The sequence below is a fragment of the Achromobacter sp. AONIH1 genome, from assembly GCF_002902905.1.
Lineage (GTDB): Bacteria > Pseudomonadota > Gammaproteobacteria > Burkholderiales > Burkholderiaceae_B > Achromobacter.
The window spans coordinates 4,828,607-4,854,228 of sequence record NZ_CP026124.1 but is presented as its reverse complement, the minus strand read 5'-3'; the positions used below and the strand labels follow the sequence as shown (position 1 = coordinate 4,854,228).

The following is a 25,622-nucleotide window of genomic DNA, read 5'->3' as shown; positions in this document are numbered from 1 at the left end:
TCATGACCGAATCCCTGTCCGCGCCGCCGGCCGCCGCGTCCACGGGACGACGGCTTTACCTGCTGTTTCGCATCGGCCGGGACCGCTATGCGCTGGACGCGGCCGACATCATCGAGGTGCTGGGCTGGCGTCCGCTCAAGCGCGTGCCGGGCACGCCGGCGTGGGTGGCGGGCCTGTTGTCCAGGCGCGGCGAGGGCGTGCCGGTCATCGACATGAGAGCGCTGGCCGGCTGCGGCCAGGCCGCCACCGTCACCAGCACGCGGCTGGCGCTGCTGCGCTATCGCGCGCCGGCCCTGGGCGGCGAGCGGGTGCTGGGGCTGATCCTGGAGCAGGCGACCGAAACCGTGCACTTCGACCCGGCCGCTTTCCGGCCGCTGGCGCTGGACAACCGGCAGGCGCGCTATCTCGGTCCGGTCCTGTCCGATGCCGCCGGCATGGTGCAGGCCGTGACCGTCGATGACCTGTTGCCGCCCGAGGCGCGGGCGCTGCTGTATCCCGCGCCCGATGCCGCGCGGCCGGGAGCGGCGTCATGATGCTGGTCGATGAGTTCAGCGGCCTGCTCAAGCGCAAGATGGGGCTGGACAGCCGCTCGATCGGCGCGGCCGCGGTCGAGCGCGCCGTGCGCCACCGCATGAGCGCGACCGGCGTGGACGATGAGCGCGACTACCTGATGCGGGTGCAGGCCTCGCCCGCCGAGATGCAGCTGCTGATCGAATCGGTGGTCGTGCCCGAGACCTGGTTCTTCCGCTATCCGGAGTCGCAGCAGGCGATGGCGCAGCTGGCCTGCGAGCGGCTGTTCGGCGCCGGCGCGGCCGACGAGCGTGTGCTGCGCGTGCTGAGCCTGCCCTGTTCGAGCGGCGAGGAGCCGTATTCCATCGCCATGGCCCTGCTGGACGCCGGCGTGCCGGCCTCGCGCTTCCAGATCGATGCGCTGGACATCAGCGAGCGCGTGGTCCAGTTCGCGCGCCGGGGCCTGTACGGGCGCAATTCCTTCCGTGGCGACGCGCTGGACTACCGGGACCGCTATTTCACCGAGACCGGCGACGGCCACCAGCTGTCCGCGCAGGTGATGGAGCGGGTGCGCTTCCAGTCGGGCAATCTGTTCGACGCCGGCCTGCTGGCCCACGCGCCGGCCTACGACTTCGTGTTCTGCCGCAACCTGTTGATCTATTTCGATCAGGCTACCCAGGAGCGCGCCGTGCAGGTGCTCAGGCGTCACACGCGCGAGGATGGCGTGCTGTTCGTGGGCCCGGCCGAAACCAGCCTGCTCACGGCGCGCCGGTTGCCGCCGGTGGCGATGCCGCATTGCTTCGCCTTCCTGGCGCGGCCGCGCCCCGATGCGGCGCCGGCCGCTGCCTCCCTGTTCAAGCCCGCGGCCTTGCCGGCGCAGCCGGCATCGCGCGTCCCCGCGCCGCGCCCGCCCGCGCCGCTCCGACCCATGCCCCATCCGGCCCGCCCTGCGGCGCCGCCGGCCGCGCCGGTCGTAGCCGTCGCGGCCAAATCGGAATCCGAGGCCGAAATCTCGCTGCGCCAGATCGAGGCGCTGGCGGACCAGGGGCGCGTGAAGGACGCGATCGCGCGCTGCGGCGCGCACCTGGAACGCTATGGCGCGAGCGCCGACGGCTTCTATCTGCAAGGCCTGCTGCAGGATGCGGCGGGCGATGCCCGCCAGGCGCAGGCCGCTTACCGCAAGGTCCTGTACCTGCAGCCCAATCATCGCGAAGCCCTGCTGCATCTGGCCGCGCTGGTCGCCTCGGAAGGCGACCACGAGAGCGCGCGCAGGCTGCAGGCGCGCGCGGCGCGCCAGGAGGCCCGACGTGACTGAACTGCATGCCGCGCTGGCGGACGTGGACGACTGCTGGAACCGCATCGGCATCCGCGGCGACCAAAGCTGTCCAAAACTGCCCGAGTACGTGCACTGCCGCAATTGCCCGGTGTACGCCAGCGCCGCCAGGCGCATCCTCGACCGCCTGCCGCCGCAGGTCGAGCTGGAGGGCGCCGATGCCGCCGGCGACGCCGCCGCGACGGCGGGCGAACCCGCGTTGCGGCGCGCCTCGTTGCTGGTATTCCGTCTGCACCGCGAATGGCTGGGCTTGCCGACCCGGGCGCTGGACGAGGTGGCCGCCGCGCGTCCCGTCCTGCCGCTGCCGCACCGGCGCGACCCGGCGGTGCTGGGCGTGACCAATGTGCGCGGCACGCTGACAGTCTGCCTGTCGCTGGCGCGGCTGCTCGGGTTGGAGGCGGCGGGTCCCGAACCGCGCGAGCGCGCCGGCGCCGCGCGCATGCTGATCTTCGGCGGCGCGGGCCGCGCCGTGGTGCTGCCGGTGGACGAGGTCGAGGGCATTCATTCCGTCGATCTGGAGCGGCTGGAACCCTTGCCAGCCACGGTGGCGGGCGCCAGCCTGAAATACTCGCGCGGGGTGGCGCGCTGCGGCGGCCACAGCGTGGGCGTCCTGGATGAAACCCTGCTGATGCAGGCTTTGGAACGGAGTCTGGCGTGAACCCGGACCAGATGCGAGACGCGTCCCTGCTGGAACTGTTCCAGCTGGAAACCCGCACCCAGGTGCAGGTGCTGAACAACGGCCTGCTGGCGCTGGAGCACGACCCGACCTCGGCCGCGCAGCTGGAAGCCTGCATGCGCGCGGCGCATTCGCTCAAGGGGGCGGCGCGCATCGTCGACCTGCATCCGGCGGTGCGCATCGCGCACGCGATGGAAGACTGCCTGGTGGCGGCGCAGGAAGGCCGGCTGCGCCTGCAGGCCAGCGATATCGACGCGCTGCTGCTGGGCACGGATCTGCTGCAGCGCGTGGCCACGCCCGGCGTCGAGCTGGGCGCGGAGATCGACCAGCTGGTCGAGCGCCTGAGCAACGCGCCCAACCTGCCGCCCGATGCATCGCCTGCGCCGCCGCGCGAGCCCCGGCCGTCAGACTTCCTGCCGCCGCTGCAGCGGCCGGGCGATCCACCGCCAGCGCCGCCCGAGCCGGCGCCGCTGCGGCGGTCGAGCGACCAGGCGCTGGCCGAAGGCGAGCGCGTGCTGCGCGTCACGGCCGATACCTTGAACAAGCTGCTGGGACTGTCCAGCGAGACGCTGGTCGAATCGCACTGGATCGCGCCGTTCAGCGCGTCCATGCTGCGGCTGCGGCGCATGCAGGCGGGCGCCGGGCAGGCGCTGGACGGCGTGCGCGCGGCGCTGGCCGGCCAGACGGTCGACGCGCGGGTGCAGGCGGCGCTGGACGACGCCCAGCGCATCGTCGAGCAGTCCGAGCGCGAGCTGGCCGAACGCACGGCCGAGGTCGACGAGTTCGGCTGGCGCATGGGGCATCTGGCGCAGCGCTTGTACGACACGGCGCTGGCCTGCCGCATGCGGCCCTTCGGCGATGGCCTGGGCGGCATGGCGCGCATGGTGCGCGACCTGGGACGCTCGCTGGGCAAGCAGGTGCGACTGGAGGTCGAGGGCGAATCCACCCAGGTCGACCGCGACATCCTGGACAAGCTGGACGCGCCGTTGATGCACCTGCTGCGCAATGCGGTGGACCATGGCATCGAGATGCCGATGGACCGCATCGAGGCCGGCAAGCCGCCGGAAGGCCTGATCCGCCTGTCGGCGCGGCATGCCGCCGGCATGCTGCTGATCGAACTGTCGGATGACGGCGGCGGCATCTCGCTGGACCGGCTGCGGGTCGAGGTGGTGCAGCGCAAGCTGACCAACGCCGAGACGGCCGCGCGCCTGAGCGAGGCCGAACTGCTGGAGTTCCTGTTCCTGTCCGGCTTCAGCACGCGCGGCGAAGTCACCGAGATTTCCGGACGCGGCGTGGGGCTGGACGTAGTCCAGAACATGGTGCGGCAGCTGCGTGGCGCGGTTCGGGTGCTCCAACACACCGGGCAGGGCACGCGTTTCGTGCTGGAGATGCCGCTGTCGCTGTCGGTCGTGCGCAGCCTGCTGGTCGAGGTGCAGAACGAGATCTACGCGTTCCCGCTGGCTTACGTCAGCCACGCGCTGCAGGTGTCGGCGGCCGATATCGAGCAGCTCGAGGGGCACCAGCATTTCCGCTTCATGGACCGGCAGGTCGGGCTGGTTTCGGCGCGCCAGATATTGCGCTCTGGCGAGCCCGCGCCGGCCGCCGAATCGGTCTGCGTGGTGCTGGTGGGCGACCACGAACGGCTGTACGGCATCGCCGTGGACAGCTACGTGGGCGAGCGCACCGTGGTCGTGCAGCCGCTGGATCCGCGCCTGGGCAAGGTGCAGGATGTGATGGCCGGGGCGCTGATGGACGACGGCCGGCCGCTCTTGATCCTGGATGTCGAGGACATGCTGCTGTCGGTGCAGAAGCTCATCGAGGGCGGCCGGCTGACCCGGGTGGACGGCGGCGGCCAGGTGGCCCAGGCGCGCAAGCGCAAGCGCGTGCTGGTGGTCGACGATTCGCTGACCGTGCGCGAGCTGGAGCGCAAGCTGCTGGTCAACCGGGGCTATGAGGTGGCGGTGGCGGTGGACGGCATGGATGGCTGGAACATGCTGCGCTCCGATGCCTTCGACCTGGTGGTCACGGACGTGGACATGCCGCGCATGGACGGTATCGAACTGGTTTCCCGTATCAAGGCTGACCCGCGTTTGCAAAGCCTGCCGGTAATGGTAGTGTCCTACAAGGACCGCGAAGAGGATCGCAGGCGGGGGCTGGACGCGGGCGCGGATTATTACCTGGCCAAGGGCAGTTTCCACGACGACGCGCTGCTGGATGCCGTCGAGGACCTCATCGGAAGGGCGCAGACGTGAGAATCGGGATCGTCAACGATTTGCAGATCGCGGTCGAAACCCTGCGCCGGGCGATCGCGCTGGAGCCTGGCCTGGAAGTGGCATGGGTGGCGTCCAACGGCCAGGAAGCCGTCGAGCAATGCGCCCGCGACCGTCCCGACGTCGTGCTGATGGACCTGATCATGCCGGTCATGGATGGCGTCGAGGCCACCCGCCGCATCATGGCCGAGACGCCCTGCGCCATCGTGGTGGTCACGGTCGACGTGGCGCGCCACACGGCGCGGGTGTTCGACGCCATGGGCTACGGCGCGCTGGACGCGGCCGACACGCCGGTGGTCGGCAGCGCCGACCTGCGCGGCGCGGCGGCGCCGCTGCTGCGCAAGATCCGCAATATCGGCTGGCTGATCGGCCGCTACGGCAGCCGGCCGACGCTGACGCCGGTGGCCCGGCCCAGCGAACAGCCGGATTCCCGGCGCCTGCTGGTGATCGGCGCTTCGGCGGGTGGGCCCGCCACCCTGGCACAGTTGTTACGCGATATTCCGTTGGATTTTCCGGCAGGCATCGTGCTGGTCCAGCATGTGGATGCCTCGTTTGCCGCCGGCATGGCGGATTGGCTCAACGATCAGGTGCCGCTGCCCGTCAGGCTGGTGCGCGAGGGCGAAAAACCGGCCGCCGGACAGGTGTTGCTGGCCGGCACCGACGACCATCTGCATATGCTGGCCGATGGTACCCTGCGTTACACCGAGAAGCCCAAGGAAAGCTTGTACCGGCCCTCCATTGATGTATTTTTCCATAGCGTGGCGGAGCACTGGCGCGGTATGGCGGTGGGGGTGTTGTTGACGGGCATGGGGCAGGACGGGGCCCGGGGGCTGAAGGCGTTGCGCGAGCGCGGCTGCCTGACCATCGCCCAGGACCAGGCCACCAGCGCCGTCTATGGCATGCCGAAGGCGGCCGCGGCCATGCAGGCCGCCGTGGAGATCCGGCCGTTGGACCAAATCGCGCCGCGCCTGATCAAGGCTTTTGCCTGAGCGGCATGCAAGCCAGACAAAGTACGTAATTCAAGGAAAGCACCATGCACCCTCCCATAGACAGCCCGATCACGGCCGACCTGAATTCGCATGCCGCCATGGTCCTGCTGGTGGACGACCAGGTCATGGTCGCCGAAGCCATCAGGCGGGCCTTGTCCACGGAAGGCAACATCGACTTCCACTATTGCTCGGACCCCTACAAGGCGCTGACCGTGGCCATCCAGACCCGGCCCACGGTGATCCTGCAGGATCTGGTGCTGCCGGGCGTGGACGGGCTGAGCCTGGTCAAGGAATATCGCAACCATCCTGTGACGCGCGACATTCCCATCATCGTGCTTTCCACCAAGGAAGATCCGGCCATCAAGAGCGCGGCCTTCTCCTCCGGCGCCAATGACTACCTGGTCAAGCTGCCCGATTCCATCGAGCTGGTGGCGCGCATCCGCTACCACTCGCGCTCCTACCTGGCGCTGGTGCAGCGCGACGAGGCCTACCAGGCGCTGCGCCAGAGCCAGCAGCAGCTGCTGGAAAGCAATATGGAACTGCGCCGCCTGACCAATTCCGACGGCCTGACCGGGCTGGGCAACCGCCGCTATTTCGACGAATACCTGAACGCCGAATGGCAGCGCGCGCGTCGCGACGGCCGCGAGATCAGCATGTTGATGATCGACGTGGACCACTTCAAGTCCTACAACGACACCTATGGCCACATCGCCGGCGACGAAGCGCTCAAGCGCGTGGCCAACACCATCTTCGCCAGCTGCGACCGCTCGACCGACCTGGCGGCGCGCTTCGGCGGCGAGGAATTCGCCCTGGTGCTGCCCGGCACGCCGGCCGGCAGCGCGCGGCTGGTGGCCGAGAAGCTGCGCCGCGCGGTGGAAGCCATGCAGATCCCGCAGAAGGACTCGGGCGGCGGCCCCTGGCTCACGATCAGCGTGGGCACGGCCACCGCGCTGCCCTGCGAAGACCAGCCTTGCACCGACCTGATCCAGGTGGCCGACCGCGGCCTCTACCAGGCCAAGCGCCAGGGCCGCAACCGCGTGGTGCAGGGCGCGCTGTAGCCGGTCTCCAGGCATGGGTCGGCGGCGCGCGCAGCCTAATCCTCGCCGCGCCGCCTGATGGCGCTGGCGCCCAGCATCAGCGTCAGGCTGGCCGCCACGGCCACCGTCGCCATGGCCATGCCTTCGCCCACCGAACCCTGTTCGAACTGGCGCCACACATGGATCGACACCGTCTGCACGCCGGCCGGCGCCAGCAGCAGCGACGTGACCAGCTCGCGCGAGGCCACCGCGAACACCATCAGCATGGACGCCGCCAGCGCCGGCAGCACCAGCGGCAGCACGATGCGCCGCAAGGCGCGCGCGGCGCTGGCGCCGTGCACGCGCGCCGCCGCTTCCAGGTTGGGGCCGATCTGCGCCAGCGCCGCGCCGACGTAGCGCACGGGATAGGGCAGCAGCAGGCAGGTATAGGACAGCAGCAGGATGCCCCAGGTGCCGTAGGGCGTGGCCGGCCAGAAGGGCTGGTTCCAGGCCAGGATCAGGCCCACTCCCACCACCACGCCGGGCAGCGCCGCCGGCAGCAGCGCCAGTCCGTCAATGGCGGGGGCGCCGGGCACGTGGCGGCCGGCCACGCACCAGGCCGCCAGCAGGCCGACCGCGCCGGCCAGCAGCGCGGCGCCTGCCGCCAGCGACAGGCTGGTGGACAGCGCGTCCCAGGCCTCGCCGCGAGCCTGGAACAGCGCGCCGAAATTGGCCAGCGTCAGGTTGGCGAGCGACAGTCCGCCGGACAGGTTGCGCGTCAGCGCCGCCGCCAGCATGGACGCCAGCGGCGCGGCCACCGCCGCCAGCGCGACCAGCGCGAACAGCAGCAGCGCGGGCAGGCGCCAGGGGCCCAGCTCGGCCTGCGCCAGCGGCGCCGGCTTGCCGGTGGTAGTCTCGAAACCGCGCCCGGCAAGCAGCGCGCGCTGCACCGCGAAAGCGGTCAGCGCCAAGGCCACCAGCACCAGCGACAGCAGCGCCGCGCCGGGCAGGTCGATGGGCCAGTCGGCCAGACGGCGCTCGATGGCGGTGGTCAGCACGCTGACGCCGGACTGCGCGCCCAGCGCCGCCGGCACGCCGTATTCCTCGATGGCCAGCGTGAAGGCCAGCAGCACGCTGGCGCCGATGGCCGGCAGCGACAGCGGCAGCGTGACGCGGAAGAAGGCGCGCCACGGCCCCGCGCCAAACACGCGCGCCGCCTCGGCCAGCCGGGAGCCCGAGGCCGCCATGCTGCGCGACACGGCGAAGTACACCACGGGAAAGATCGCCAGCCCCATCACCAGCGCCACGCCGGCGGGCGAGAAGAGCAGCGGACCCATGTGCCAGCCTGCCAGCTGTTGCAGGAAACCGCGCGGTTGCAGCGCCATGGTCCAGGACAGCGCCGCGATATACGGCGGCAGCAGGAAGGGGATGAGGAACAGCAGGTCCCACAGCCGCGCCAGCGGCAGGCGGAACAGGCCGCGCAGCGCGCCCAGCGGGATGCCGATGGCGGCGCTGACCGCCGCCACGGACAGGCCCAGCTTGAGCGTGCCGCCGACCAGCGCCAGCGTGCCGGGCTGCGACAGCACCGCGCCCCACGCGCCGAAGGGATCGCCCAGCGAGCCTTCGGCCAGTCGCGGAAACACGGCCTGCAGGACCACGAAGGCCACGGGCAGCGCGACGAGCACGCCCAGGGCGGCCACGGTGGCGGCCGCCAGGATGAATACGCTCTTCATGATTGCTCGGTTGTTATTGCACGGGTACCCCACCCGCATAGCATGCAAGGGAGTACAGAATTACGACATCCGACGATGCCCCCTCAAGCGGGGCGGCGCGGAGCCGGCTTTGCCGGGCCGCAGCCGCGCCCTTGGGGGAAGCGCGGAGCGCTTCGGGGGGGCAATCCCTATTGGCTAAAGGTGCGGGCGAAGCGCGCGAGGACCTCGGCGCGCGACGCGCTGGACGCGCCCTGGGCCTCGGGCAGCAGCGCCAGGTCCTTGAACAGCGGGCGCTTGGCCGCCACGTCCTGGCGCGCCGGCATCAGCCAGGCGTCCGCCACGGCGCGCTGGCCTTCCTCGGACAAGACGTAGTCGACGAACTTGCGCGCCTCGTCGGGCTGGCGCGCGGTCTTGAGGATCATCATGGGGCGCGGCGCGATGGCGGTGCCGCCGGCCGGGAAGATCACCTTTACCGACTCGCCCTTTTCGACGCTGGCGTAGGACACATAGTCCACCGCGCCGAACACGGCGGCCTTGGCGCCCTGCAGCACCGGCGTCAGCGCCTGCGCATTAGGGCCGGAAATGGTCATGCCGTTGTCGCGCAGCGTCTCGAACAGCTTCCACGCCGCCTCGCCCTGGGCGTTCTGCAGGCCCAGCAGCAGGTCCAGCGAGGCGCCGGACAGCGCCGGGTCGGGCATGGTCACCGCCTGCTTGAAGCCGGGGCCGGTCAGGTCGGCCCAGTCGCGCGGCTCGGGCGTGCCGCTCTTGGTGTTCCAGACAATGCCCAGCGCCGAGATGCCCTGGGCGACATAGGACGGCGCCTTGAAGCGCGCCGGCACCTGGGTCGCGTTGGGGCTTTCGTAGGGCAGCAGCCAGCCGCGCTGGTCCAGGTCCTGTGCGGTGTCCCACGAGGCCGAGATCAGCACGTCGGCGCGCGGGTTGGCGGCCTCGGCTTCGAGTCGCGCCATGACCTTGCCGGTGGTGGCCTGGAACACGTCGACCTTGATGCCGGTCTTTTCCTGGAAGCCGGCGGCCAGCTGCTTGATCAGGCCGCCGGGGCCGGCGGTGTATACGGTGAGCGCCTTGGCCGGTCCTGCGGCCAATCCGAGCGTGAAGGTCATGAAGAGCGATGCGAGAAGTTTGGGGGAATTCAAGAGATTCATTCTAATCGTCCGTAGTAGTGGGGCGCGATTGGCAGCGCTTGCAACGGGCGCTACGCTGCGGGGCCACGCGGATCCGGCTCCGCCGGTCCGCAGTGGCGCCCCCTGGAGGGGGAAGCGCGCAGCGCTTCGGGGGTGGGCACTATTTGGCCGTGCTGCATGCACGCGATCACGTGCGCCAGCGCATGGGCTTCCTGGTGGTCGTGGGTCACATAGACGGCGGTGGCGCCCAGGCGGCGCAGCAGCGCGCCGATCTCGGCGCAGAGCGTCTCGCGCAGGTCGCGGTCCAGGTTGGACAGCGGCTCATCGAACAGCAGCAGGCGCGGGCGGGCGACGATGGCGCGGGCCAGCGCGACGCGCTGTTGCTGGCCGCCGGACAGCTCGGACGGGCGGCGCCCGGCCAGCGCTTCCAGCCCGACCAGCGCCAGCGCCTCGGCCACCCGCCCGGGCCGCTCGCGCCGTGGCACGCCGCGCATTTCCAGCGGAAAGCCGACGTTCTGCGCCACGCTCATGTGCGGCCATAGTGCGTAGTCCTGGAACACCATGCCCAGGCCGCGCGCTTCGGGTGGATCGTGGCGGCGGCCGTCGAACGCGGTCTGGCCGCCGATGCGGATGCTGCCGGACTGCGGGCGCAGCAGCCCGGCCAGGGCCTTGAGCAGCGTGCTCTTGCCGCAGCCCGACGGGCCCAGCAGGGCCAGCACCGTGCCGGCCGGCACGTCCAGGTCCACGCCGTCGAGCACGGTGTGGCCGTTATAGGCGTGGCGCAGGCCGCGCACGGCGATGGCCGCGCCGCCCGATGCAGGGGCGGGCGCGTTCAAAACCGGTGCCGCAGGCCGAGGTTCAGGCCGAACTGGTTCTTGCCCGGTTCGACGTTGGCGCCGTATTTGCCGCCCAGCAGGCTGAGGGCGGCCTTGTCGTCGTTGATCACGTAGGCGGCCACCGCGTACAGCGTGGTGCGCTTGGACAGGTCATGCTCGCTGCCCAGCACGAACATGGTGGACTTCTGGCCGGAGCCGGCCGCCTGCGCGGCCGGGCAGACGGCGTTGTTCATGTCGTCGCAGGCCGCGTCATCCAGGTGATAGGCGGCGAACGACAGGCGAGTATCCTGGCGCGGCAGGTAGGTCGCGCCCAGCCAGGTCATGTTGTTCTTGTAGTCGCGCCGCGCCAGCTTCTGTTCGAGCCAGCGATAGCCGGCGTAGAGCTGCAGGCCGTCGAAGTCATAGGACAGCGCGGCGATCACGCGGTCTTCGCGGTTGCCGCTGTCGGCGCCGGTCTTGGGCTTGTCGGCGTTCTTGCCGTGGTACAGCAGCCCGGCGTCCAGGCCGCCCGATTTGTAGCGCAGGCCGCCGCCGACCATGCGGCCCAGGCTGCGGTCGCTGAAGGACTGGTCGTTGTTCCAGCCGAAGCTGTAGTACGCGCCCACCGAGACCGGGCCGAACTTGCCCACGTACATCGCGGTGTTGTCGCTGCGGTCGGAAAAGGCGGGGTCGGGGCGCTTGATCGAGAAGTTGGCGTTGTCGAATGGGTTGTACTTGCTCATCCATTCGATCATCAGCGTGTTGTGGCGGCCCAGCGTGAAGCGGCCCCAGTCCTTGCTGGACAGGCCCACATAGGCCTGGCGACCGAACAGGCGGTCGCCCTGCATGGTCTGGCCGTTGCTGGAGTCGAAGCCGTTTTCCAGCGTGAAGATGGCGGACAGGCCGCCGCCCAGGTCCTCGGAGCCGCGCAGGCCCCAGCGCGAACCGCTCAGGTTGCCCGTGCTGATGCCCGTCTTGCTGTGGCCGCCCGGGCCGTTGCTGACGTATTGCAGGCCGGTGTCGATCAGGCCGTACAGGGTGACGGTGGGGGAGGCTGCCCGGACGGGCGTGGCGGCGAGCGCCAGAGCGGACAGGCAGGCGCCAGCCGCCGCGATGCGGAGAGTCGATTTCATGAAAGGAGTCCTCTTTGGGATTCAATCGGAACCGACACTCTAGGCGGCGCTGGCTACATCCAGATGACATTGCCCCTCAGAGATGCAGCCGGGTCGAGGACTTGACCTCGTGCATGGACAGCGTGCTCAGCAGTTCCTTCACGCCTGGCAGCGTGCGCAGCCGGTTGCGCACGAATTCTGAATAGGCGTCGAAGTCGCGCGCCATGATGTGCAGCAGGTAGTCATGCTGGCCCGTGGTGTTGTGGCAGGCCATGACCTCGGGCATGGCGAGGACGCTGGCCTCGAAGGCCTGGCAGGTTTTCTCGGTGTGGTTTTCCAGCGAGATGCTGACGAAGGCCACCACGCCCATGCCCAGCGCGCGTCGGTCCAGCACGGCCTGGTAGCCGCGGATCACGCCGGACGACTCCAGGCGCTTTAGCCGCTTCCAGCAGGGCGAAGCCGACAGCGACACGCGCTCGGCCAGTTCGGCGTTGGACAGGCGCCCATCTTCTTGAAGGATTTTCATGATTTTCCAATCGATCGCGTCAAGTTGATGTAACAAGGCAGTGTCTTTCATTGAAATCGCCGTAAAGGAAAGAGTCTTTCTCATTATCCATTCATGGCAATTCAAATGGAAAGAATATTGCGGGCACGCGCGCCCATACTTCCGTGCACCCCGAGCCCGCCGGCGCTATCGTTTTCCGAGCAATACGCGCCCGCCCGGCAGGCCGGTCCCATCCGATACTGAGGCACAGCATGAGCTATTCGAACTACCACAAGAAAGACATCTTCGGCCGTCCCCTGCACGCGGAGACGCAGATGATGTCCTACGGTTTCGACCCCTTCCTGTCCGAAGGCGCGGTCAAGCCGCCGGTGTTCCTGACGTCCACCTTCGCGTTCCGCTCGGCCGAGGACGGCGCCGAGTTCTTTGATCTGGTGTCGGGCCGCAAGCCCCTGCCGCAAGGCGAGTCGGCCGGCCTGGTGTACAGCCGCTTCAACCATCCCAACCTGGAAATCGTCGAGGACCGCCTGTCGCTGCTGGACGGCTCCGAGGCGGCCGCCGTGACCTCCAGCGGCATGTCGGCGATCAGCGCCGTGTTCCTGGCCTTCCTGCGGCCCGGCGACCAGATGGTGCAGTCGGTGCCGCTGTATGGCGGCACCGAGACGCTGATTTCCAAGATCTTCCCCGAGTGGGGCATCGCCTCGCATCCGGTGCGCGACTGCCTGTCGGCGGCCAGCATGCGCGAGGCGCTGGAAGCGGCCGCGGCCAAGGGGCCGGTGAAGCTGTTCTTCGTCGAGACGCCGGCCAATCCCACCAATTCGCTGGTCGACTTCGCCGCCATGAAGGCCGAGCTGGACGCCTTCGAATCGCGCCACGGTTATCGCCCGATCTCGGTGTGCGACAACACGCTGCTCGGTCCCATCTTCCAGAAGCCCGCCGAGCACGGCGTGGACCTGTGCGTGTATTCGCTGACCAAGTACGTCGGCGGCCACAGCGACCTGGTGGCCGGCGGCGTCACCGGCGGCAAGGAGCTGATCAAGAAGGTGCGCGCGATCCGCAGCGCGTTCGGCTCGCAGCTGGATCCGCATTCCTGCTGGATGATCACGCGCTCGATGGAAACGGTGGTGCTGCGCATGAAACAGGCCGCGCGCACCGCCGGCAAGGTGGCGCAGTGGCTGGCCGGCAATCCGCACGAGCCGGTCCGCATCTACCACCCGGAACTGATCGCCGACGCCGCCTACCAGGACGTGTACAGGCGCCAGTGCAGCGGCGCGGGCTCGACCTTCGCCTTCGTGCTGGACGGCGGCCGCGCCAAGGCCTTCCGCTTCATCAACGCGCTGCGCCTGTTCAAGTCGGCGGTGAGCCTGGGCGGCACCGAATCGCTGGTCTGCCATCCGGCCTCGACGACGCACTCGGGCGTGCCGGCGGCCGAGCGCGACGCCGCCGGCGTGTCCGAAGGGCTGATCCGCGTCTCCATCGGCCTGGAGCATGAGGAAGACCTGATCGCCGACATGGACCAGGCGTTCCGCAGCCTGGCCTGAGGCGGCGGGCGAGGGCGCGGCGCGCGGGGGCGCGCGCCGCGCCCTAGGCGTTTTCCCCAGCGCCGCTAGGCCGCGCACGCTGGTACATTTGTACCGTTAAGGTACAAATGTGTAGAAGCAAGGATGCAGATCCAGGAACTGATGGCCTTGATCGAGGCCCACGTCCCCGCGCTGGGCGCCGAGTTGCAGCGCGCCGCCGCCTGGGTGGCGCGCAACCCGCGCGACGCGGGCCTGCTGTCGATGCGCCAGCAGGCCGCGCAGGCGGGCGTGTCGCCCAACAGCATGGCGCGCCTGGCGCAGGCGCTGGGCTATGAAGGCTACGGTCCGTTCCGGCAGGTGTTCCAGGACGCGCTGGGCCATGGCGCGCCGGCCTACAAGGAACGCGTGCGCCGCCTGCAAGGCGAAGCCGCCAGCCAGTTCGATGACGCGCTGCTGCGCACGCACCTGGACAATGCGCGCTCGCCCACGGTGGCCAATGCGCCCAAGGACATTGCGCGGGCCGTGCAGCGCATGCGCGCGGCGCGGCGCCTCTATTTCCTGGGCACGCGGTCCTGCTTCGCCATCAGCTATCACTTCGCCTACGCGTACAGCATGATCGCCGGCAATGGCGTGCTGGTGCATGGACTGGGCGGCACCTATCCCGACCAGCTCGACGCCGCCGGGCCGGAGGACCTGCTGGTCTGCGTCACCCAGAATCCCTACGGACGCCAGACGCTGGAAGCGGCGCGGGATTGCCGCCAGGCCGGCGTGCCGGTGCTGGCGCTGACCGACAGCCCGCTGGCGCCGATCCAGGCCCACGCCACGCAGGCGCTGCTGTTCGATGCCGGCACGCCGTCCTATTTCCATTCGATGGTGGGATCGCTGGCGCTGGTCGAGCGGCTGCTGGCCAAGCTGGCCGCCGCCGGCGGCGAGGCCGCGCAACAGCGCATCGACGCCTTCGAGCGGCGGCTGGACGCGTCCAGCGCCTATTTCGGCGGCCCGTCGCCGGGCCCGCGCCGGGGCGCCAGGAAAACATGACCGGATTCCGCGCCGCCGGCCGCGCCTGATGCCGGCGCATCCTCACCACGTTCCGAGGCTTATCGTGTCCCGACAGCAGATTCCCACCCTGGCGCCCGCGCCGTCGCTTTCCCGTCGCCGCTTCAGTCTTTGCATGGCGCTGGCGGCCGCCGGCCTGGCCGGACCCGCCGCGTCGCGGGCGCAGGACGCGGCCAAGCGGCCGCCGATCCGTCTGGTCGTTCCCTTCGCGGCGGGCGGCACGACCGATGTGCTGGCCCGCCTGCTGGCCGAGGAACTGCGCGCGGTCCTGGGCCAGCCCGTGCTGGTCGAGAACAAGGGCGGGGCGGGCGGCAACATCGGCGCCGCCGAAGTGGCGCGCGCGGCCGGCGACGGCGCGACGCTCATGATGGCCACGCCCGGTCCGCTGGCGGTGAACCAGTATCTCTATCCCAAGCCGGGCTACAACGCCGAAAAGGATTTCGCCGCGATCAACAACGTGGCCTTCGTGGCCAACGTGCTGATGGCCAGCGCCCAGAGCGGCATCCGCGCCTTGCGTGAACTGATAGACCGCGCCCGGGCCGAGCCGGGCCGCATCACCTACGGCAGCGCGGGCGTGGGCCGCACCAGCCATCTGGCGGGCGAACTGCTCAAGGCCGCCGCCGGCATCGACCTGACCCATGTGCCGTACAAGGGCGTGGCTCCCGCCATGAACGACCTGCTGGGCGGGCAGATCGACCTGATGTTCGACAACCTGCCGACCGCGCTGGCGCATATCCAGTCCGGCAAGGTGACGGCGCTGGGCGTCAGTTCGCCGACGCCAGCCACGGCGCTGCCGGACGTGCCGGCCATCGCCTCGCGGCTGCCGGGCTATGAGATCGAATCCTGGTTCGGCATCGTCGGCCCGGCGTCCCTGCCGCCGAAGGAGGTCGCGCGATTGGAAGGCGCCATCGGCCAGGCCTTGCAACGCCCGGCGCTGCGCCAGCGCATCGAGGCGCTGGGGGCGCGCGTGGACGGCGCGGGCAGCCAGGCCTATGCGGCCTTCATCGCGGCCGAGCAGCGCAAGTTCAAGCAGCTCATCGCCAGCGCCAACATCCGGATGGAGTGAACATGACGCAACGCAAGCGGCTGGCGGTGGCGCGGTTCTGGTACGAAGGCAACGCCTTTTGCCTGCAGCCGGCCGGCCGCGAGGATTTCGAGCGCCGCGAATGGCTGCGCGGCCAGGCGGGCCTGGACGCCGCGCGCGGCAAGGCCACCGAGCTGGCGGCTGTCGCGGATTTCCAGGACAGCCGCTCGGACTGGGAGGTCCGCGCTTCGCGTTGCGCCTCGGCCCAGCCGGCCGGCCCCGTGCCGCAGCCGTTTTTCCAGGCATACGTGGACGAGGTGCTGGACGATTTACGCGGCCAGCATTGGGACGCCATCTACCTGAGTCTGCACGGCGCCTCCATCACCGACGCGGACGACAGTCCGGAATTGAGCTTGCTGCGCGCCATACGCGCCGAGCATCCGCGCGTTCCGATCGGCGCCAGCTTCGACCTGCACGCCAATATCCCGCCGGCCTTGCCGCCGCTGCTGTCGTGCAGCGCCAGCTACCGGACCTATCCGCACATCGACATGCGCGAGACGGCCGCGCGCTGCCTGGAGCGGCTGATCGCCATCGCCGAGGGTGGGATCCGTCCCGTCGCCGCGTTCCGCAATGGCGGCGCGTGGCTGCAAAGCGCCAACATGCGCACCGACGCCGGGCCCATGGCGGATCTGCAGGCGCTGGCGCGCGCCCGCACGGTCGGCCCGCTGCGTGACATCGCGCTGCATGGCGGCTTTCCCTATGCCAATTCACCGCACAGCGGCGCGTCGGTATGGGTCTGGGCGGACACCGGCGAGGCGGCGGCGCGGGCGCTGGATGAGATCTATGCGGCCTATGAGGCGCGCTTCGCCGACTTCGAGCCCGAGCTCATCGCGCCGGCCGACGGCATCCGCCAGGCCCTGCGGACACCGGGCTTGGTGGCGGTGACTGACCCAGCGGACAACCCGCTGTCCGGCGGCATTGGCGACACGCCCGCGCTGCTGGCGGCCTTGCTGGCCGCCGGCCTGGAGGAACCCAGCGTCTATGCCAGTCTGGCCGATCCCGGTGTGGTCGAATGCGCCCGCGCGGCGGGCGAGGGCGCCATGCTGGACCTGCGCCTGGGCGGGCGGCGCACGCCGCTGTATGGCGAGCCGGTGGCCTTGCGCGCGCGGGTGCTGCGCTACACCGACGGCGTTTTCGTCAACAGCGGCCCGATGGAAACGGGGCTGGCCGTGCATTGCGGGCCGACCGTGGTGCTGGCCGTGGGCGCGGCGCAGCTCATCGTCACCACGCACGTCGCGCCGTGCAACGACCCGGCCTTTTTCGATCTGCATGGCATCGACCTGGCGCGCACCCGCCTGCTGTGCGTGAAGGCCAAGAACCATTTCCGCGCCGCCTTCGCCGGCCGCTGCCGGCGCATCGTGGATATCGACGCGCCGGGGCCGGCGATGCTGGATTTGCGCGCGCTCAGGCGGATGGCTGGCGCGGCGGGCGCCGGCTAGCGCGGACAGCACCGATCTGCCTATTTCCCAAAATTGACAACTAGTTTCCAATATTGGAAACTAGTTGTCAATTCTATGGGAGATACTGGTGAAGCAGAATAGGTCCGATATCCTGACCGATCTGGTCCTGGCGGTGTTCCGGCTGAATGGCGCGATGATCAACTGGGGCGACGATTTCAGCGCGTCCGCCGGCCTGAGCAGCGCCCGCTGGCAGATGCTGGGCGCCATCGCCCTGGCCGAGCGGCCCTTGTCCGCGCCGCAGATCGCCGAGCGGATGGGGGTGACGCGGCAGGGCGCGCAGAAGCAGCTCAACCTGCTGGCCGAAGCCGGCCTGATCGAGTTGATCGCCAATCCCGGCCACAAGCGCTCGCCGCTGCATGCGCTGACGGTCGAGGGCCGTCGCGTCTACCAGTCGATCGATGCGCGCTGGCGTGGCCATGCCGAACAGGTGGCCGCGCGCTTTGGTCGCGAGGATTTGGCCACGGCGCGTGAACTGCTGGCGGCGCTGACGGCGCTGCACGCGGCGGCGCCAGGAGAGCGCGATGCGGAATAGAGCGATTCTGAGCAGGCTGCATATCGCCTGCGCTTGTTCGGCCACGGTGACGCTCGTGGCTTTCTGGAGCGCGACCGCCGTGGCCGAATTGTTCCTGTCACATGCGGCAGTGGCCCAGGTCAAGCAGGCCATCCTGTTGGTCTTGCCGGCCTTCATTGCGCTGATCGCGTTGACCGGAGCCAGCGGCTACGCGTTGGGCGGCAAGGGCGGGCATCCGTTGCTGTCGCGTAAGCGCCGGCGCATGGCGCTGATCGGCGCCAATGGACTGCTGGTTCTGGTGCCTTGCGCCATTTTCCTGGCAGGCCGGGCGCGGGCGGACGCTTTCGACGGGATCTTCTACGGCGCGCAGGCGCTGGAACTGGTGGCGGGCGCCTTGAACCTGGCGTTGATGGGCGCCAATATCCGCGACGGCGTCGCGCTGGGCCGGGGCCGCAGGGCGCGGCGCATGGCTTGACTGGCACGAGCCGGGGCCGTGCCCCGGGGCCGGCTTGCCGTCAGGCCGCGCCGCGGCGGCCTTTCAGCAGCACGACGACCGCCGCGCCCAGCAGCATCGCCGTGCAGCTGGCCAGCACGGCGGTATAGCCCGCGTCGAACGCGGTGCGCGCCAGCTGCGCCAGGGCGCCTCCCAGTTCGGCTGACAGCTGATCGGCCACGATCAGCGCTTCGTCCAGGCTGTCGCGCGCCGGCGAGGCGGCGACGCCGACCGGCACGTCCAGCGACTGCGCGTACACGCCGGACAGGATGGAACCCATCAGCGTCACGCCCAGCGCGCCGCCCAGCTCGTACGACACCTCCTCGACCGAGGCGGCCATGCCGGCGCGCTCCACGGGCGCGCTCTGCATGATGGTGCCGGACGCGGCGGTCATGGCGGCGCCGATGCCGGCGCCGAGCACGCACAGGCTGGCTATCTGCGGGATCAGCGCGGCGTCGTAGCTGAGCAGGTAGCCGCCCATGCCGGCGCCCGAGACCAGCAGCGACGAAATCAGCATCCGCCGGCTGCCCACGCGCGGCAGCATCCAGCCGGCCAGCGGGCCGGCCACGAAGGCGGCCAGCGACAGCGGCAGGATGTACAGCGCGGCCTGCATCGGCGACATGCCCTGCACCAGCTGCAGGCGCTGGCTGAAGACCAGTTCCATGCCCAGCAGCGCGGCGGCGGCGAACAGCGCCGTGGCCACGGCCGAGCTGAAGACGGGGTTGCGGAACAGCGTGAAGTCGATCAACGGATAGGGCCGCGCGCGCTGGCGCCGCGCGAACACCACCAGCATCGCCACGCCCGCCGCGCAGGCCAGGCCGGCATGCAGCCAGGACGGCGAGGCCATGCCCAGCTGCTTGAGCGCATAGGCGCACAGGATCAGGCCGGCCATGATCTGCAACGATCCCACCAGGTCCCAGGGCCGGCTGCGGTCGGGCCGGCTGGCCGGCACCAGCCGCCAGGCCAGCGGCAGCGCCAGCAGCACGATGGGCAGATTGATGAGGAACACCGAGCCCCACCAGAAATGCTCCAGCAGCACGCCGCCCAGGACGGGGCCGAACGCCGCGCCGCCGGACGCCACCGAGGCCCAGACGCCGATGGCGATGGCGCGCTCGCGCTCGTCGGTGAAGGTGAGTCGCAGGATGGACAGCGTGGCGGGCATCATCATCGCCGCGCCCACCGCCAACAGCGTGCGCGCCGCGATCAGCCAGCCGGCGGAGGGCGAGTAGGCGGCGGCCAGCGAGGCCAGGCCGAAGACCGCCAGGCCGGCCATGAACAGGCGCTTGTGGCCGAGCCGGTCGCCTAGCGTGCCCATGCCCGGCAACAGGCCGGACACGACCAGGGCATAGATGTTGACGATCCACAGCTTGGCCGAGGCCGACACGCCCAGGTCGTGAGTGAGCCGCGGCAATGCCGTGTACAGCACCGTCATGTCGATCACGATCAGCAGCAATGCGCTGGAGACGATGGCCAGCACCAGCCAGCGGCCGGGTGCGGCCACGGCGGCGTTGGTCGGGGTGCGCTGCATGGTCCTGCTCCTTGTATCTACCTGATGGAACCTGGGATCGCCAGCGGCGGACGCCGCCGGGCAGGCCGCGAGGGCCGGGTTCCGGGCTCGGATTATCGATCTTCCATTTGATTGAAAAAAGTTAGAATCCATCTACTTAATGGATGGATAGGGCGAATCATGAACTGGACGTTGGAACAGCTCAGGCATTTCGCCGCCGCGGCCGCCCAAGGTTCGTTCTCGGCGGCCGCGCGCCAGCTGGGCAAGGCGCAATCCGCCGTCAGCACGGCGGTGGGCCTGCTGGAGGCCGACCTGGGCGTGGAACTGTTCGATCGTTCGCGCCGCAATGCCACGCTGACGCCGGCCGGCGAAGTGCTGCTGCAGGAAGCGCTGGAACTGTTGCGGCAGGCCGATGGTTTGCAGCAACGTGCGCTGTCCTTCGCCTCGGGCCAGGAGGCGCGCCTGTCGGTGGCGCTGGACGAGGCGCTGCCTTCGCTGGTGCTGGCCGATCTGGCCAAGGAAATCGCCGAACGCTTTCCGGCGCTGGAACTGACCCAGCTCAACGGCACGGCGACCGAGGTCGCCGACTACGTGGCGGCCGGCCGCGCCAGCCTGGGCTGCCATCTCGACCGGGGCGATCCGGGTCCCGCTTTCGCCGAGCGGTATCTGGGCCGCGTGGCCCAGGGCGTGTTCGTGTCGCGCTCGCATCCGCTGGCCGGCCTGGCGCGAGCCACGCGCGCCGACCTGGCCCGGCATCGGCAGCTGGTGATGAAGATGGAGGGCGTGGACGAGCGGGTGCTGAGCCCGATGGTCTGGCGCGCCGACAGCTCCTACAGCATCGCGAGCATGGCCGTGGATGGCCTGGGCTGGGCCATCCTGCCGCTGAACATCGCCGAATACGAGGTCTACCGCGACCAGCTCGCGAGCGTGCCCTGCGCGGGCCTTGCCTTGCCGCCGCTGTCGGTGCGGGCGCTATGGCTGCAGGGCGCCGAGCCCGGCGCCGCCGCCAGCTGGATCCTGGGGCGTATGGAACAGCTGCTGCGCGCCGGCGGCTAGCGGCAGCCTGCGCCCGACGCCGGACGCGCGCCTGGCCACGCGGACGGCGCATGGCCGCCGCGCGACGCGCACATCAGGACGGCTTGCGATACACCAGCACCGGCGTGGTCGAGTGCGTCAGCACCTTCTGGGTCTGGCTGCCCAGTACCACGGCGGCCATGCCACGGCGGCCGTGCGAGGCCATGGCGATCAGGTCGCAGCCGCGCTTGGCGGCGGCGTCGATGATGGCCTGATACGGGTCTTCGTGCGAAACCCGCAAGGTCTCGCAGGACAGGCCCAGCTCGCGCGCCTGGGCGGCGGCATCGTTCAGCAGCCGTTCGGCCTGGGCGCGGATCTGGTCCTGGTAGTCGTTCAGGCTGGCGGCCAGCTGGGCCGAGCCCATCGAGAACACATGGAACGGTTCTTCCACCGTCAGGATCGTGACGGCGGCGCCGAAGGTCTTGGCCAGTTGCAGGCTGCGGACCAGCGCCTCATTGGACAGGGCGGAACCGTCGGTGGGGATCAGGATGTGTTTGTACATGAAGCGTCTCCCGGCATGCGTGTGGTTGTTGCGGGCGCGCGGCGCTGGCCGCCCGCGCGGGGCGCCTGACGCGGCATCCGGCGGACGCCGGCTGCATGTAACACTGTATCGGCTTGCCGGCGCCGCGCCTTGCGCTGGATCAAGCGGACGAGGGGACGGCGCGTCAGCGCAACAGCGCGGTGACCAGGTCGGCGTCGCCTTGCGCGCCGGCCTGGAAATCCAGGGCGTCCAGCACATGGCGCAGGTGTTCGTCCATCAGGGCGCTGGCGGCGTCGGCGTCGCCCTTGCGCGCGGCCTGGATGAAGGCACGGTGCTCGCGCGAGGAACAGCCGGCGTCGTGCGTGCTCTGGTACAGCGCGGTGATGACGGCGCTGCGCGCCAGCAGCTCGCGCAGCATGTCGGTGAGCACCTGGTTGCCGACGATCTCGGCGAGCAGCAGGTGGAAGTCGCCCAGCAGGCGGTTGCGCGCCTGCGCGTCGCCACTCTCCAGCGCCTGGCGTTCCCGGGCCAGGTGGGCCTCGATGCGGCGGAAGTCGGCCGGGCGGGCGCGGGCCGTGAACTCGCGCGCCAGCGCGGTTTCCAGGATGCGGCGCACGGCATAGACCTCGCGCGCCTCGTCGGCGCTGGGCTTGCTGACGAAGGCGCCCTTGTCCGGCACGATATTGATCAGCTTGTCCTTGGACAGCATCAGCAGCGCGGCGCGGATCTTGGTGCGGCTGACCTGGTAGGCCCGGCCCAGCGCCTCCTCGCGCAGGCGGGTGCCTGGCGGCAGACGGTGCGCGACGATGGCGGCCGCGACATCCTTGGCGATGTCGTCGGCGCTGGGGTCTGGGGTGGCGTGCTGGGTCATGGGCGGCGGCCTGCGGGCCGGCGGGTGCGGGCGTGGGGCCGCCAGTCTATCAAACTCCGTTTTTCGGCTCTCATGTCCGCGTCCGCGCGACCGGCGCGCCCGGCTTCAACCGGCGCGACCGGGCCGGTGGCTGGCGGCCGGATGCGAGGCCGGCAGCCGCGCGGCGCCCGCGCTGAACAGCTTTTCGCGCAGCGTGCCGGGCGCGTAGTCTTCCTTGTAGATGCCGCGCGATTGCAGCTCGGGCACCACCAGGTCAACGAAGTCGCGCAGGCTTTCATGCGCGACCAGGCGGGTGAGGTTGAAGCCGTCGATGTCGGTCTCGCGCATCCAGCCCGCCAGCGCGTCGGCCACGGTCTGCGGGCTGCCTACGATGGGCGGCAGCCGGTAGCCGTTCTGCATCTGCGCCAGCAGCTTGCGCACGGTCCAGGTCTGCGCGCTGCGCGTGGTGATCGAGTCCAGCAGGGTCTGGATGCCCTGCGTGGCCTGTGCCTGGATCGGCTCGTCCAGGCCGTAGCGCGAGAAATCGATGTGGACCTGGCTGCCGTAATGCGCCAGCGCCGCCATGGGATTGGCGTAGCGCGCGTATTCGGCGTGCTTTTCCCAGGCCTGGGCGTCGGTTTCGCCGACGATGACGGTGGCCATGGCGTAGACCTGGATGTCCTCGCGCCGGCGGCCGGCGTCCTGGACCTGTTTGCGCAGCGCGGCGACGATGTCACGCACCGCCGGCTGCGCGCCGGTCAGGAACACGCATTCGGCGTGCGCGGCGGCGAAGCGCTGGCCCCGGCTGGAGGCGCCGGCCTGATACAGCACCGGCGTGCGCTGCGGCGAGGGTTCGGACAGGTGCGCGCCCTCATAGCGGTAGTACGGCCCGGCGTGCCGCTGCACGCGGATCCCGGCGGGGTCGGCGAAGATGCGCCGCTCACGGTCCACGCGCACCGCATCGTCGTCCCAGCTGCCTTCCCACAGCTTGTAGACGGCTTCCATGAAATCGTCGGCGATGGCGTAGCGGTCGTCGTGCGCGGCCAGCTCCTGGCCCAGGGCGCGCGCGGCGCTGGCCTGGTGGCCGGTGACGATGTTCCAGCCGATGCGTCCGCGCGTCAGGTGGTCCAGCGTGGACATGCTGCGCGCGAATACATAAGGATAGGCGTGGCTGAGATTGGCGGTGACGCCGAAGCCCAGGTGGCGCGTGGCGTGGGCCATCGCCGACACCAGCAGCAGCGGATCGTTCATCGGCGCCTGCACCGCCTCGCGCAGCGTGATGCCGGGATCGCTTTCCAGCCCGTCCACCATGCCCAGCGTGTCGGCCAGGAACAGGCCGTCGAACTTGCCGCGCTCCAGGATGCCGGCCAGCTCGACCCAGTAGTCCAGGTCGCGGTAGTTGCGCGACTGGTCGCGCGGATGCGCCCAGTAGCCGTGGGCGATGTGCCCGACGGTGTTCATGTCGAAGGCATTGAGCCGGATCTGCTTGCCCATGTCTCAGCCCGCCTGTTCCAGCCAGGGGAAGGCGATCAGGTCGTGGTACAGGCGGCGCAGCGTGGCGCGCACTTCCTCCGAGCCCTGATAGATGGCGATGAACTTCAGCAGGCGCGGGTCCTGGGCGTTTTCCGGCCGCGTGACCCAGCGGATGGCATAGCGCGAGCTGTCCTTCTCGGCGTAGAGCGCCGATTCCGGATTGACGCCGGCCACCGCGACGAAGCCCGGATAGATGACGGCCGCGTCCACGTCGTCCAGCGCGCGCGCCACGATGCTGCCTTCCAGCTCGCGAAAGCGCAGCTTGCGCGGATTGGCCGTGACGTCGCGCAGCGTGGCCTTGGTGCCCACGTCCGGCTTGAGCGTGATGAGGCCGGCTTCCTGCAGGATCAGCAGGGCGTGGCCGGTGTTGACCGGATCATTGGGGTAGGCGATGGCGGCGCCGTCGGGCAGCTCGGCCAGCGCGCGGTGCTTCTTGGAATAGATCGCCATCCGCGACGTGTAGCCCAGCGCCACCGGCACCAGCTTGTAGCCCTTGGCGGCGATCATGCTTTCCAGATAGGGCAGGTGCTGGTAGTAGTTCGCGTCCAGCGAGCCGTCGTTCACGCCCTCGTTCTGGCTGATGTAGTCGGAAAACTCCACCAGCTTGACGTCCAGCCCCTGGGCCCGCGCCTCGCGCACCGCGATTTCCATCGCCACATTGCCCAGGCCCACCGACACGCCCAGCGTCAGCGGTTTGTCGGCGCGCGCCGCGCCGCCGCCCAACAGGGCGACGGCGGCCAATGCCGCCATGCCCGCCCGGATGATTCCTTTCATGCCTGCCACGTTGCTGCTCCATCACTGCGGTTGCCGCGCCGCGCCAGGCGGCGCGGCGGCGGAAAAGGCGTGCATTGTGGTACGGCGCGGACAGGCCGAACAAACAAGGAATTCTCATTTGCTTAAGCCGGGAATCCGGAACCAATCAGGGCAGGGCGAGGGCGCGTCAGTCTTTGGCCATCAGGCCCAGCGCCTCGATCAGGTCCTTTTCCTTGGCGTAGGTCGCGCGCGCCCATTCGCGGTAGTCCTGGCTGTCGCGATAGGCGGGCTGCTGGTTCAACTGCTGCATCACCTCCAGGCTGGCCGGGTCGTACAGCGCGCGCTTGAAAGCGTCGTGCAGGGTCCGCACCACGGCCGGGTCCATGCCCTTGGGGCCGGCAAGGCCGTAGGGCGAGGTCGACACGACCTTGTAGCCCAGCTCCTGGGCCGTGGGCACGTCGGGCCAGCGCGTGGTGCGCTGCTCGCCGAAAGTGACCAGGAGGCGCATCTTGCCGGCGTCGACGAACTGGTCCCAGCCGGAGGCGTCGCTTTGCGCCATCACGTGTCCGCCCAACAGCGCCTGCTGCATGTCGGCATTGCCCTTGAACGGCACGTGGTTCAGCTGGACGCCGGCGTTGCGCGCCACTTCCTCCATCAGCAGGTGCGGCGACGAGCCCGCGCCGGTCGAGCCGTAGTCGATGCTGCCGGGGGCCTTGCGCGCGGCCTCGATGTAGTCGTTGAAGGTTCTGTACGGAGAATCGGCGCGCACGGTGAAGCCGAAGGTATAGCCCGACAGGCCGATGATGAAGGTGAAATCGTTGATCGGGTCCCAGTTGGTCTTGTGCATGTAGGGCATGCGCAGCATGGCCAGGGTGTACAGCGAAATGGTGTAGCCGTCCGGCTTGGCGGTCTTGGCCATGTTGGCCGGCCCCAGCGTGCCGCCGGCGCCCGGCCGGTTTTCCACGATGACGGGCTGGCCCAGGTACTTGGATGCGTCCTGCGCCACGATGCGCAGGTGGCGGTCGGTGGAGCCGCCGGCAGGAAAGGGCACGATCAGCGTGACCGGCTTGGCGGGAAAGGCGCTTTGCGCGGCGGCCGGCAGGGCGGTGGCGAGCGCGTACAGGGCGGCGCCGAGCAGGGCGCGGCGCAGGGGCTGCATGGACATGGCGGGAGTCTCCTTGGGGGATGCGCGGGCGCGGCCCCCGGGGCCGCGTCCTGGCGGG

Annotated in this window: 24 protein-coding genes; 13 read left to right on the top strand and 11 right to left on the bottom strand. The window is 69.9% G+C overall.

Translation table 11 applies throughout. The features are described from left to right. The first annotated feature begins 2 nt into the window (after window positions 1-2). The 6 genes from C2U31_RS22275 to C2U31_RS22250 are packed head-to-tail and all read left to right on the top strand — an operon-like array spanning window position 3 to window position 6,836. On the top strand, window positions 3-533 hold the full coding sequence (locus C2U31_RS22275) for a chemotaxis protein CheW (protein ID WP_103276516.1): 531 nt from the start codon (window positions 3-5) through the stop codon (window positions 531-533). Beyond that, a complete protein-coding gene (locus tag C2U31_RS31020; RefSeq protein ID WP_103274776.1) occupies window positions 530-1,825 on the top strand; it encodes a protein-glutamate O-methyltransferase CheR in 1,296 nt (431 codons plus the stop codon). Before C2U31_RS22275 ends, C2U31_RS31020 begins: the two co-directional genes overlap by 4 nt. After that, a complete protein-coding gene (locus C2U31_RS22265; protein ID WP_233772463.1) occupies window positions 1,818-2,501 on the top strand; it encodes a chemotaxis protein CheW in 684 nt (227 codons plus the stop codon). Before C2U31_RS31020 ends, C2U31_RS22265 begins: the two co-directional genes overlap by 8 nt. After that, window positions 2,498-4,771, top strand: a complete 2,274-nt coding sequence (locus C2U31_RS22260; protein ID WP_103274774.1) for a hybrid sensor histidine kinase/response regulator — start codon at window positions 2,498-2,500, stop codon at window positions 4,769-4,771. The genes C2U31_RS22265 and C2U31_RS22260 overlap by 4 nt, the downstream gene beginning before the upstream one ends. After that, window positions 4,768-5,778, top strand: coding sequence for a chemotaxis response regulator protein-glutamate methylesterase (locus tag C2U31_RS22255; RefSeq protein WP_103274773.1), 1,011 nt, complete (start codon window positions 4,768-4,770; stop codon window positions 5,776-5,778). Before C2U31_RS22260 ends, C2U31_RS22255 begins: the two co-directional genes overlap by 4 nt. Before the next feature lie 44 nt (window positions 5,779-5,822). After that, complete coding sequence (locus C2U31_RS22250; RefSeq protein WP_103274772.1) at window positions 5,823-6,836, top strand: PleD family two-component system response regulator; 1,014 nt, start codon at window positions 5,823-5,825, stop codon at window positions 6,834-6,836. Window positions 6,837-6,871: 35 nt separating this feature from the next. Here C2U31_RS22250 and C2U31_RS22245 read toward each other — a convergent pair whose 3' ends face one another. From C2U31_RS22245 to C2U31_RS22225, 5 genes are all read right to left on the bottom strand, one after another. Continuing rightward, window positions 6,872-8,527, bottom strand: coding sequence for an iron ABC transporter permease (locus C2U31_RS22245; protein ID WP_103274771.1), 1,656 nt, complete (start codon window positions 8,525-8,527; stop codon window positions 6,872-6,874). A 167-nt stretch (window positions 8,528-8,694) separates the two neighbouring features. After that, window positions 8,695-9,627, bottom strand: coding sequence for an ABC transporter substrate-binding protein (locus C2U31_RS22240; protein WP_199770869.1), 933 nt, complete (start codon window positions 9,625-9,627; stop codon window positions 8,695-8,697). A gap of 92 nt (window positions 9,628-9,719) precedes the next feature. Continuing rightward, the gene (locus C2U31_RS22235) at window positions 9,720-10,484 is read right to left on the bottom strand and encodes an ABC transporter ATP-binding protein (RefSeq protein WP_103274769.1); all 765 of its coding nucleotides are present in this window, start codon (window positions 10,482-10,484) and stop codon (window positions 9,720-9,722) included. Continuing rightward, window positions 10,481-11,596, bottom strand: a complete 1,116-nt coding sequence (locus tag C2U31_RS22230) for a porin (RefSeq protein WP_103274768.1) — start codon at window positions 11,594-11,596, stop codon at window positions 10,481-10,483. Before C2U31_RS22230 ends, C2U31_RS22235 begins: the two co-directional genes overlap by 4 nt. Before the next feature lie 76 nt (window positions 11,597-11,672). Beyond that, entirely contained in the window at window positions 11,673-12,101 is a 429-nt protein-coding gene (locus C2U31_RS22225) for an Lrp/AsnC family transcriptional regulator (protein ID WP_233772462.1), read from the bottom strand. 230 nt (window positions 12,102-12,331) lie between these two features. On the opposite strand from C2U31_RS22225, the gene C2U31_RS22220 reads away from it, so the two are divergent. From C2U31_RS22220 to C2U31_RS22195, 6 genes are all read left to right on the top strand, one after another. Beyond that, window positions 12,332-13,618, top strand: a complete 1,287-nt coding sequence (locus tag C2U31_RS22220; protein ID WP_103274766.1) for a cystathionine gamma-synthase family protein — start codon at window positions 12,332-12,334, stop codon at window positions 13,616-13,618. A gap of 123 nt (window positions 13,619-13,741) precedes the next feature. After that, window positions 13,742-14,635: a MurR/RpiR family transcriptional regulator gene (locus C2U31_RS22215; RefSeq protein ID WP_103274765.1), complete on the top strand. Its 894-nt coding sequence runs from the start codon at window positions 13,742-13,744 to the stop codon at window positions 14,633-14,635. 64 nt (window positions 14,636-14,699) lie between these two features. Continuing rightward, window positions 14,700-15,719 carry a tripartite tricarboxylate transporter substrate binding protein gene (locus C2U31_RS22210; RefSeq protein ID WP_158658437.1) on the top strand — a complete coding sequence of 340 codons (1,020 nt, stop codon included), beginning with the start codon at window positions 14,700-14,702 and terminating at the stop codon, window positions 15,717-15,719. Between the two features lie 2 nt (window positions 15,720-15,721). Beyond that, window positions 15,722-17,176, top strand: a complete 1,455-nt coding sequence (locus C2U31_RS22205; RefSeq protein ID WP_103274763.1) for a M81 family metallopeptidase — start codon at window positions 15,722-15,724, stop codon at window positions 17,174-17,176. An 88-nt stretch (window positions 17,177-17,264) separates the two neighbouring features. Further along, window positions 17,265-17,729: a MarR family winged helix-turn-helix transcriptional regulator gene (locus C2U31_RS22200; RefSeq protein WP_103274762.1), complete on the top strand. Its 465-nt coding sequence runs from the start codon at window positions 17,265-17,267 to the stop codon at window positions 17,727-17,729. Then, window positions 17,719-18,183, top strand: coding sequence for a hypothetical protein (locus C2U31_RS22195; protein ID WP_103274761.1), 465 nt, complete (start codon window positions 17,719-17,721; stop codon window positions 18,181-18,183). The genes C2U31_RS22200 and C2U31_RS22195 overlap by 11 nt, the downstream gene beginning before the upstream one ends. A 40-nt stretch (window positions 18,184-18,223) precedes the next feature. Here the strand turns inward: C2U31_RS22195 and C2U31_RS22190 are convergent, their stop codons facing one another. Continuing rightward, the gene (locus C2U31_RS22190; RefSeq protein WP_103274760.1) at window positions 18,224-19,729 is read right to left on the bottom strand and encodes an MFS transporter; all 1,506 of its coding nucleotides are present in this window, start codon (window positions 19,727-19,729) and stop codon (window positions 18,224-18,226) included. Between the two features lie 159 nt (window positions 19,730-19,888). Here C2U31_RS22190 and C2U31_RS22185 point away from each other — a divergent pair, with 159 nt between their 5' ends. After that, the gene (locus C2U31_RS22185; protein ID WP_103274759.1) at window positions 19,889-20,764 is read left to right on the top strand and encodes a LysR family transcriptional regulator; all 876 of its coding nucleotides are present in this window, start codon (window positions 19,889-19,891) and stop codon (window positions 20,762-20,764) included. Window positions 20,765-20,837: 73 nt separating this feature from the next. On the opposite strand, the gene C2U31_RS22180 is transcribed toward C2U31_RS22185, so the two are convergent. The 5 genes from C2U31_RS22180 to C2U31_RS22160 form a co-directional block, all read right to left on the bottom strand. Next, window positions 20,838-21,284, bottom strand: a complete 447-nt coding sequence (locus C2U31_RS22180; RefSeq protein ID WP_103274758.1) for a universal stress protein — start codon at window positions 21,282-21,284, stop codon at window positions 20,838-20,840. A gap of 163 nt (window positions 21,285-21,447) precedes the next feature. Next, window positions 21,448-22,134 (bottom strand): GntR family transcriptional regulator, encoded by a 687-nt coding sequence (locus C2U31_RS22175; protein WP_103274757.1) that lies wholly within the window; start codon window positions 22,132-22,134, stop codon window positions 21,448-21,450. Between the two features lie 105 nt (window positions 22,135-22,239). Further along, complete coding sequence (locus C2U31_RS22170) at window positions 22,240-23,607, bottom strand: LLM class flavin-dependent oxidoreductase (RefSeq protein WP_103274756.1); 1,368 nt, start codon at window positions 23,605-23,607, stop codon at window positions 22,240-22,242. Between the two features lie 3 nt (window positions 23,608-23,610). Next, window positions 23,611-24,420, bottom strand: coding sequence for a MetQ/NlpA family ABC transporter substrate-binding protein (locus C2U31_RS22165; RefSeq protein ID WP_103274755.1), 810 nt, complete (start codon window positions 24,418-24,420; stop codon window positions 23,611-23,613). 166 nt (window positions 24,421-24,586) lie between these two features. After that, the gene (locus C2U31_RS22160; protein ID WP_103274754.1) at window positions 24,587-25,564 is read right to left on the bottom strand and encodes a tripartite tricarboxylate transporter substrate binding protein; all 978 of its coding nucleotides are present in this window, start codon (window positions 25,562-25,564) and stop codon (window positions 24,587-24,589) included. Between the last annotated feature and the right edge of the window lie 58 nt (window positions 25,565-25,622).

Bases quoted from the DNA above. Each gene is read 5' to 3' on its own strand.
- C2U31_RS22275 (WP_103276516.1), top strand. From the start codon at position 3: ATGACCGAATCCCTGTCCGCGCCGCCGGCCGCCGCGTCCACGGGACGA.
- C2U31_RS31020 (WP_103274776.1), top strand. From the start codon at position 530: ATGATGCTGGTCGATGAGTTCAGCGGCCTGCTCAAGCGCAAGATGGGG.
- C2U31_RS22250 (WP_103274772.1), top strand. From the start codon at position 5,823: ATGCACCCTCCCATAGACAGCCCGATCACGGCCGACCTGAATTCGCAT.
- C2U31_RS22245 (WP_103274771.1), bottom strand. From the start codon at position 8,527: ATGAAGAGCGTATTCATCCTGGCGGCCGCCACCGTGGCCGCCCTGGGC.
- C2U31_RS22240 (WP_199770869.1), bottom strand. From the start codon at position 9,627: ATGACCTTCACGCTCGGATTGGCCGCAGGACCGGCCAAGGCGCTCACC.
- C2U31_RS22230 (WP_103274768.1), bottom strand. From the start codon at position 11,596: ATGAAATCGACTCTCCGCATCGCGGCGGCTGGCGCCTGCCTGTCCGCT.
- C2U31_RS22225 (WP_233772462.1), bottom strand. From the start codon at position 12,101: ATGAAAATCCTTCAAGAAGATGGGCGCCTGTCCAACGCCGAACTGGCC.
- C2U31_RS22220 (WP_103274766.1), top strand. From the start codon at position 12,332: ATGAGCTATTCGAACTACCACAAGAAAGACATCTTCGGCCGTCCCCTG.
- C2U31_RS22215 (WP_103274765.1), top strand. From the start codon at position 13,742: ATGCAGATCCAGGAACTGATGGCCTTGATCGAGGCCCACGTCCCCGCG.
- C2U31_RS22205 (WP_103274763.1), top strand. From the start codon at position 15,722: ATGACGCAACGCAAGCGGCTGGCGGTGGCGCGGTTCTGGTACGAAGGC.
- C2U31_RS22195 (WP_103274761.1), top strand. From the start codon at position 17,719: ATGCGGAATAGAGCGATTCTGAGCAGGCTGCATATCGCCTGCGCTTGT.
- C2U31_RS22190 (WP_103274760.1), bottom strand. From the start codon at position 19,729: ATGCAGCGCACCCCGACCAACGCCGCCGTGGCCGCACCCGGCCGCTGG.
- C2U31_RS22185 (WP_103274759.1), top strand. From the start codon at position 19,889: ATGAACTGGACGTTGGAACAGCTCAGGCATTTCGCCGCCGCGGCCGCC.
- C2U31_RS22180 (WP_103274758.1), bottom strand. From the start codon at position 21,284: ATGTACAAACACATCCTGATCCCCACCGACGGTTCCGCCCTGTCCAAT.
- C2U31_RS22175 (WP_103274757.1), bottom strand. From the start codon at position 22,134: ATGACCCAGCACGCCACCCCAGACCCCAGCGCCGACGACATCGCCAAG.
- C2U31_RS22170 (WP_103274756.1), bottom strand. From the start codon at position 23,607: ATGGGCAAGCAGATCCGGCTCAATGCCTTCGACATGAACACCGTCGGG.
- C2U31_RS22165 (WP_103274755.1), bottom strand. From the start codon at position 24,420: ATGAAAGGAATCATCCGGGCGGGCATGGCGGCATTGGCCGCCGTCGCC.
- C2U31_RS22160 (WP_103274754.1), bottom strand. From the start codon at position 25,564: ATGTCCATGCAGCCCCTGCGCCGCGCCCTGCTCGGCGCCGCCCTGTAC.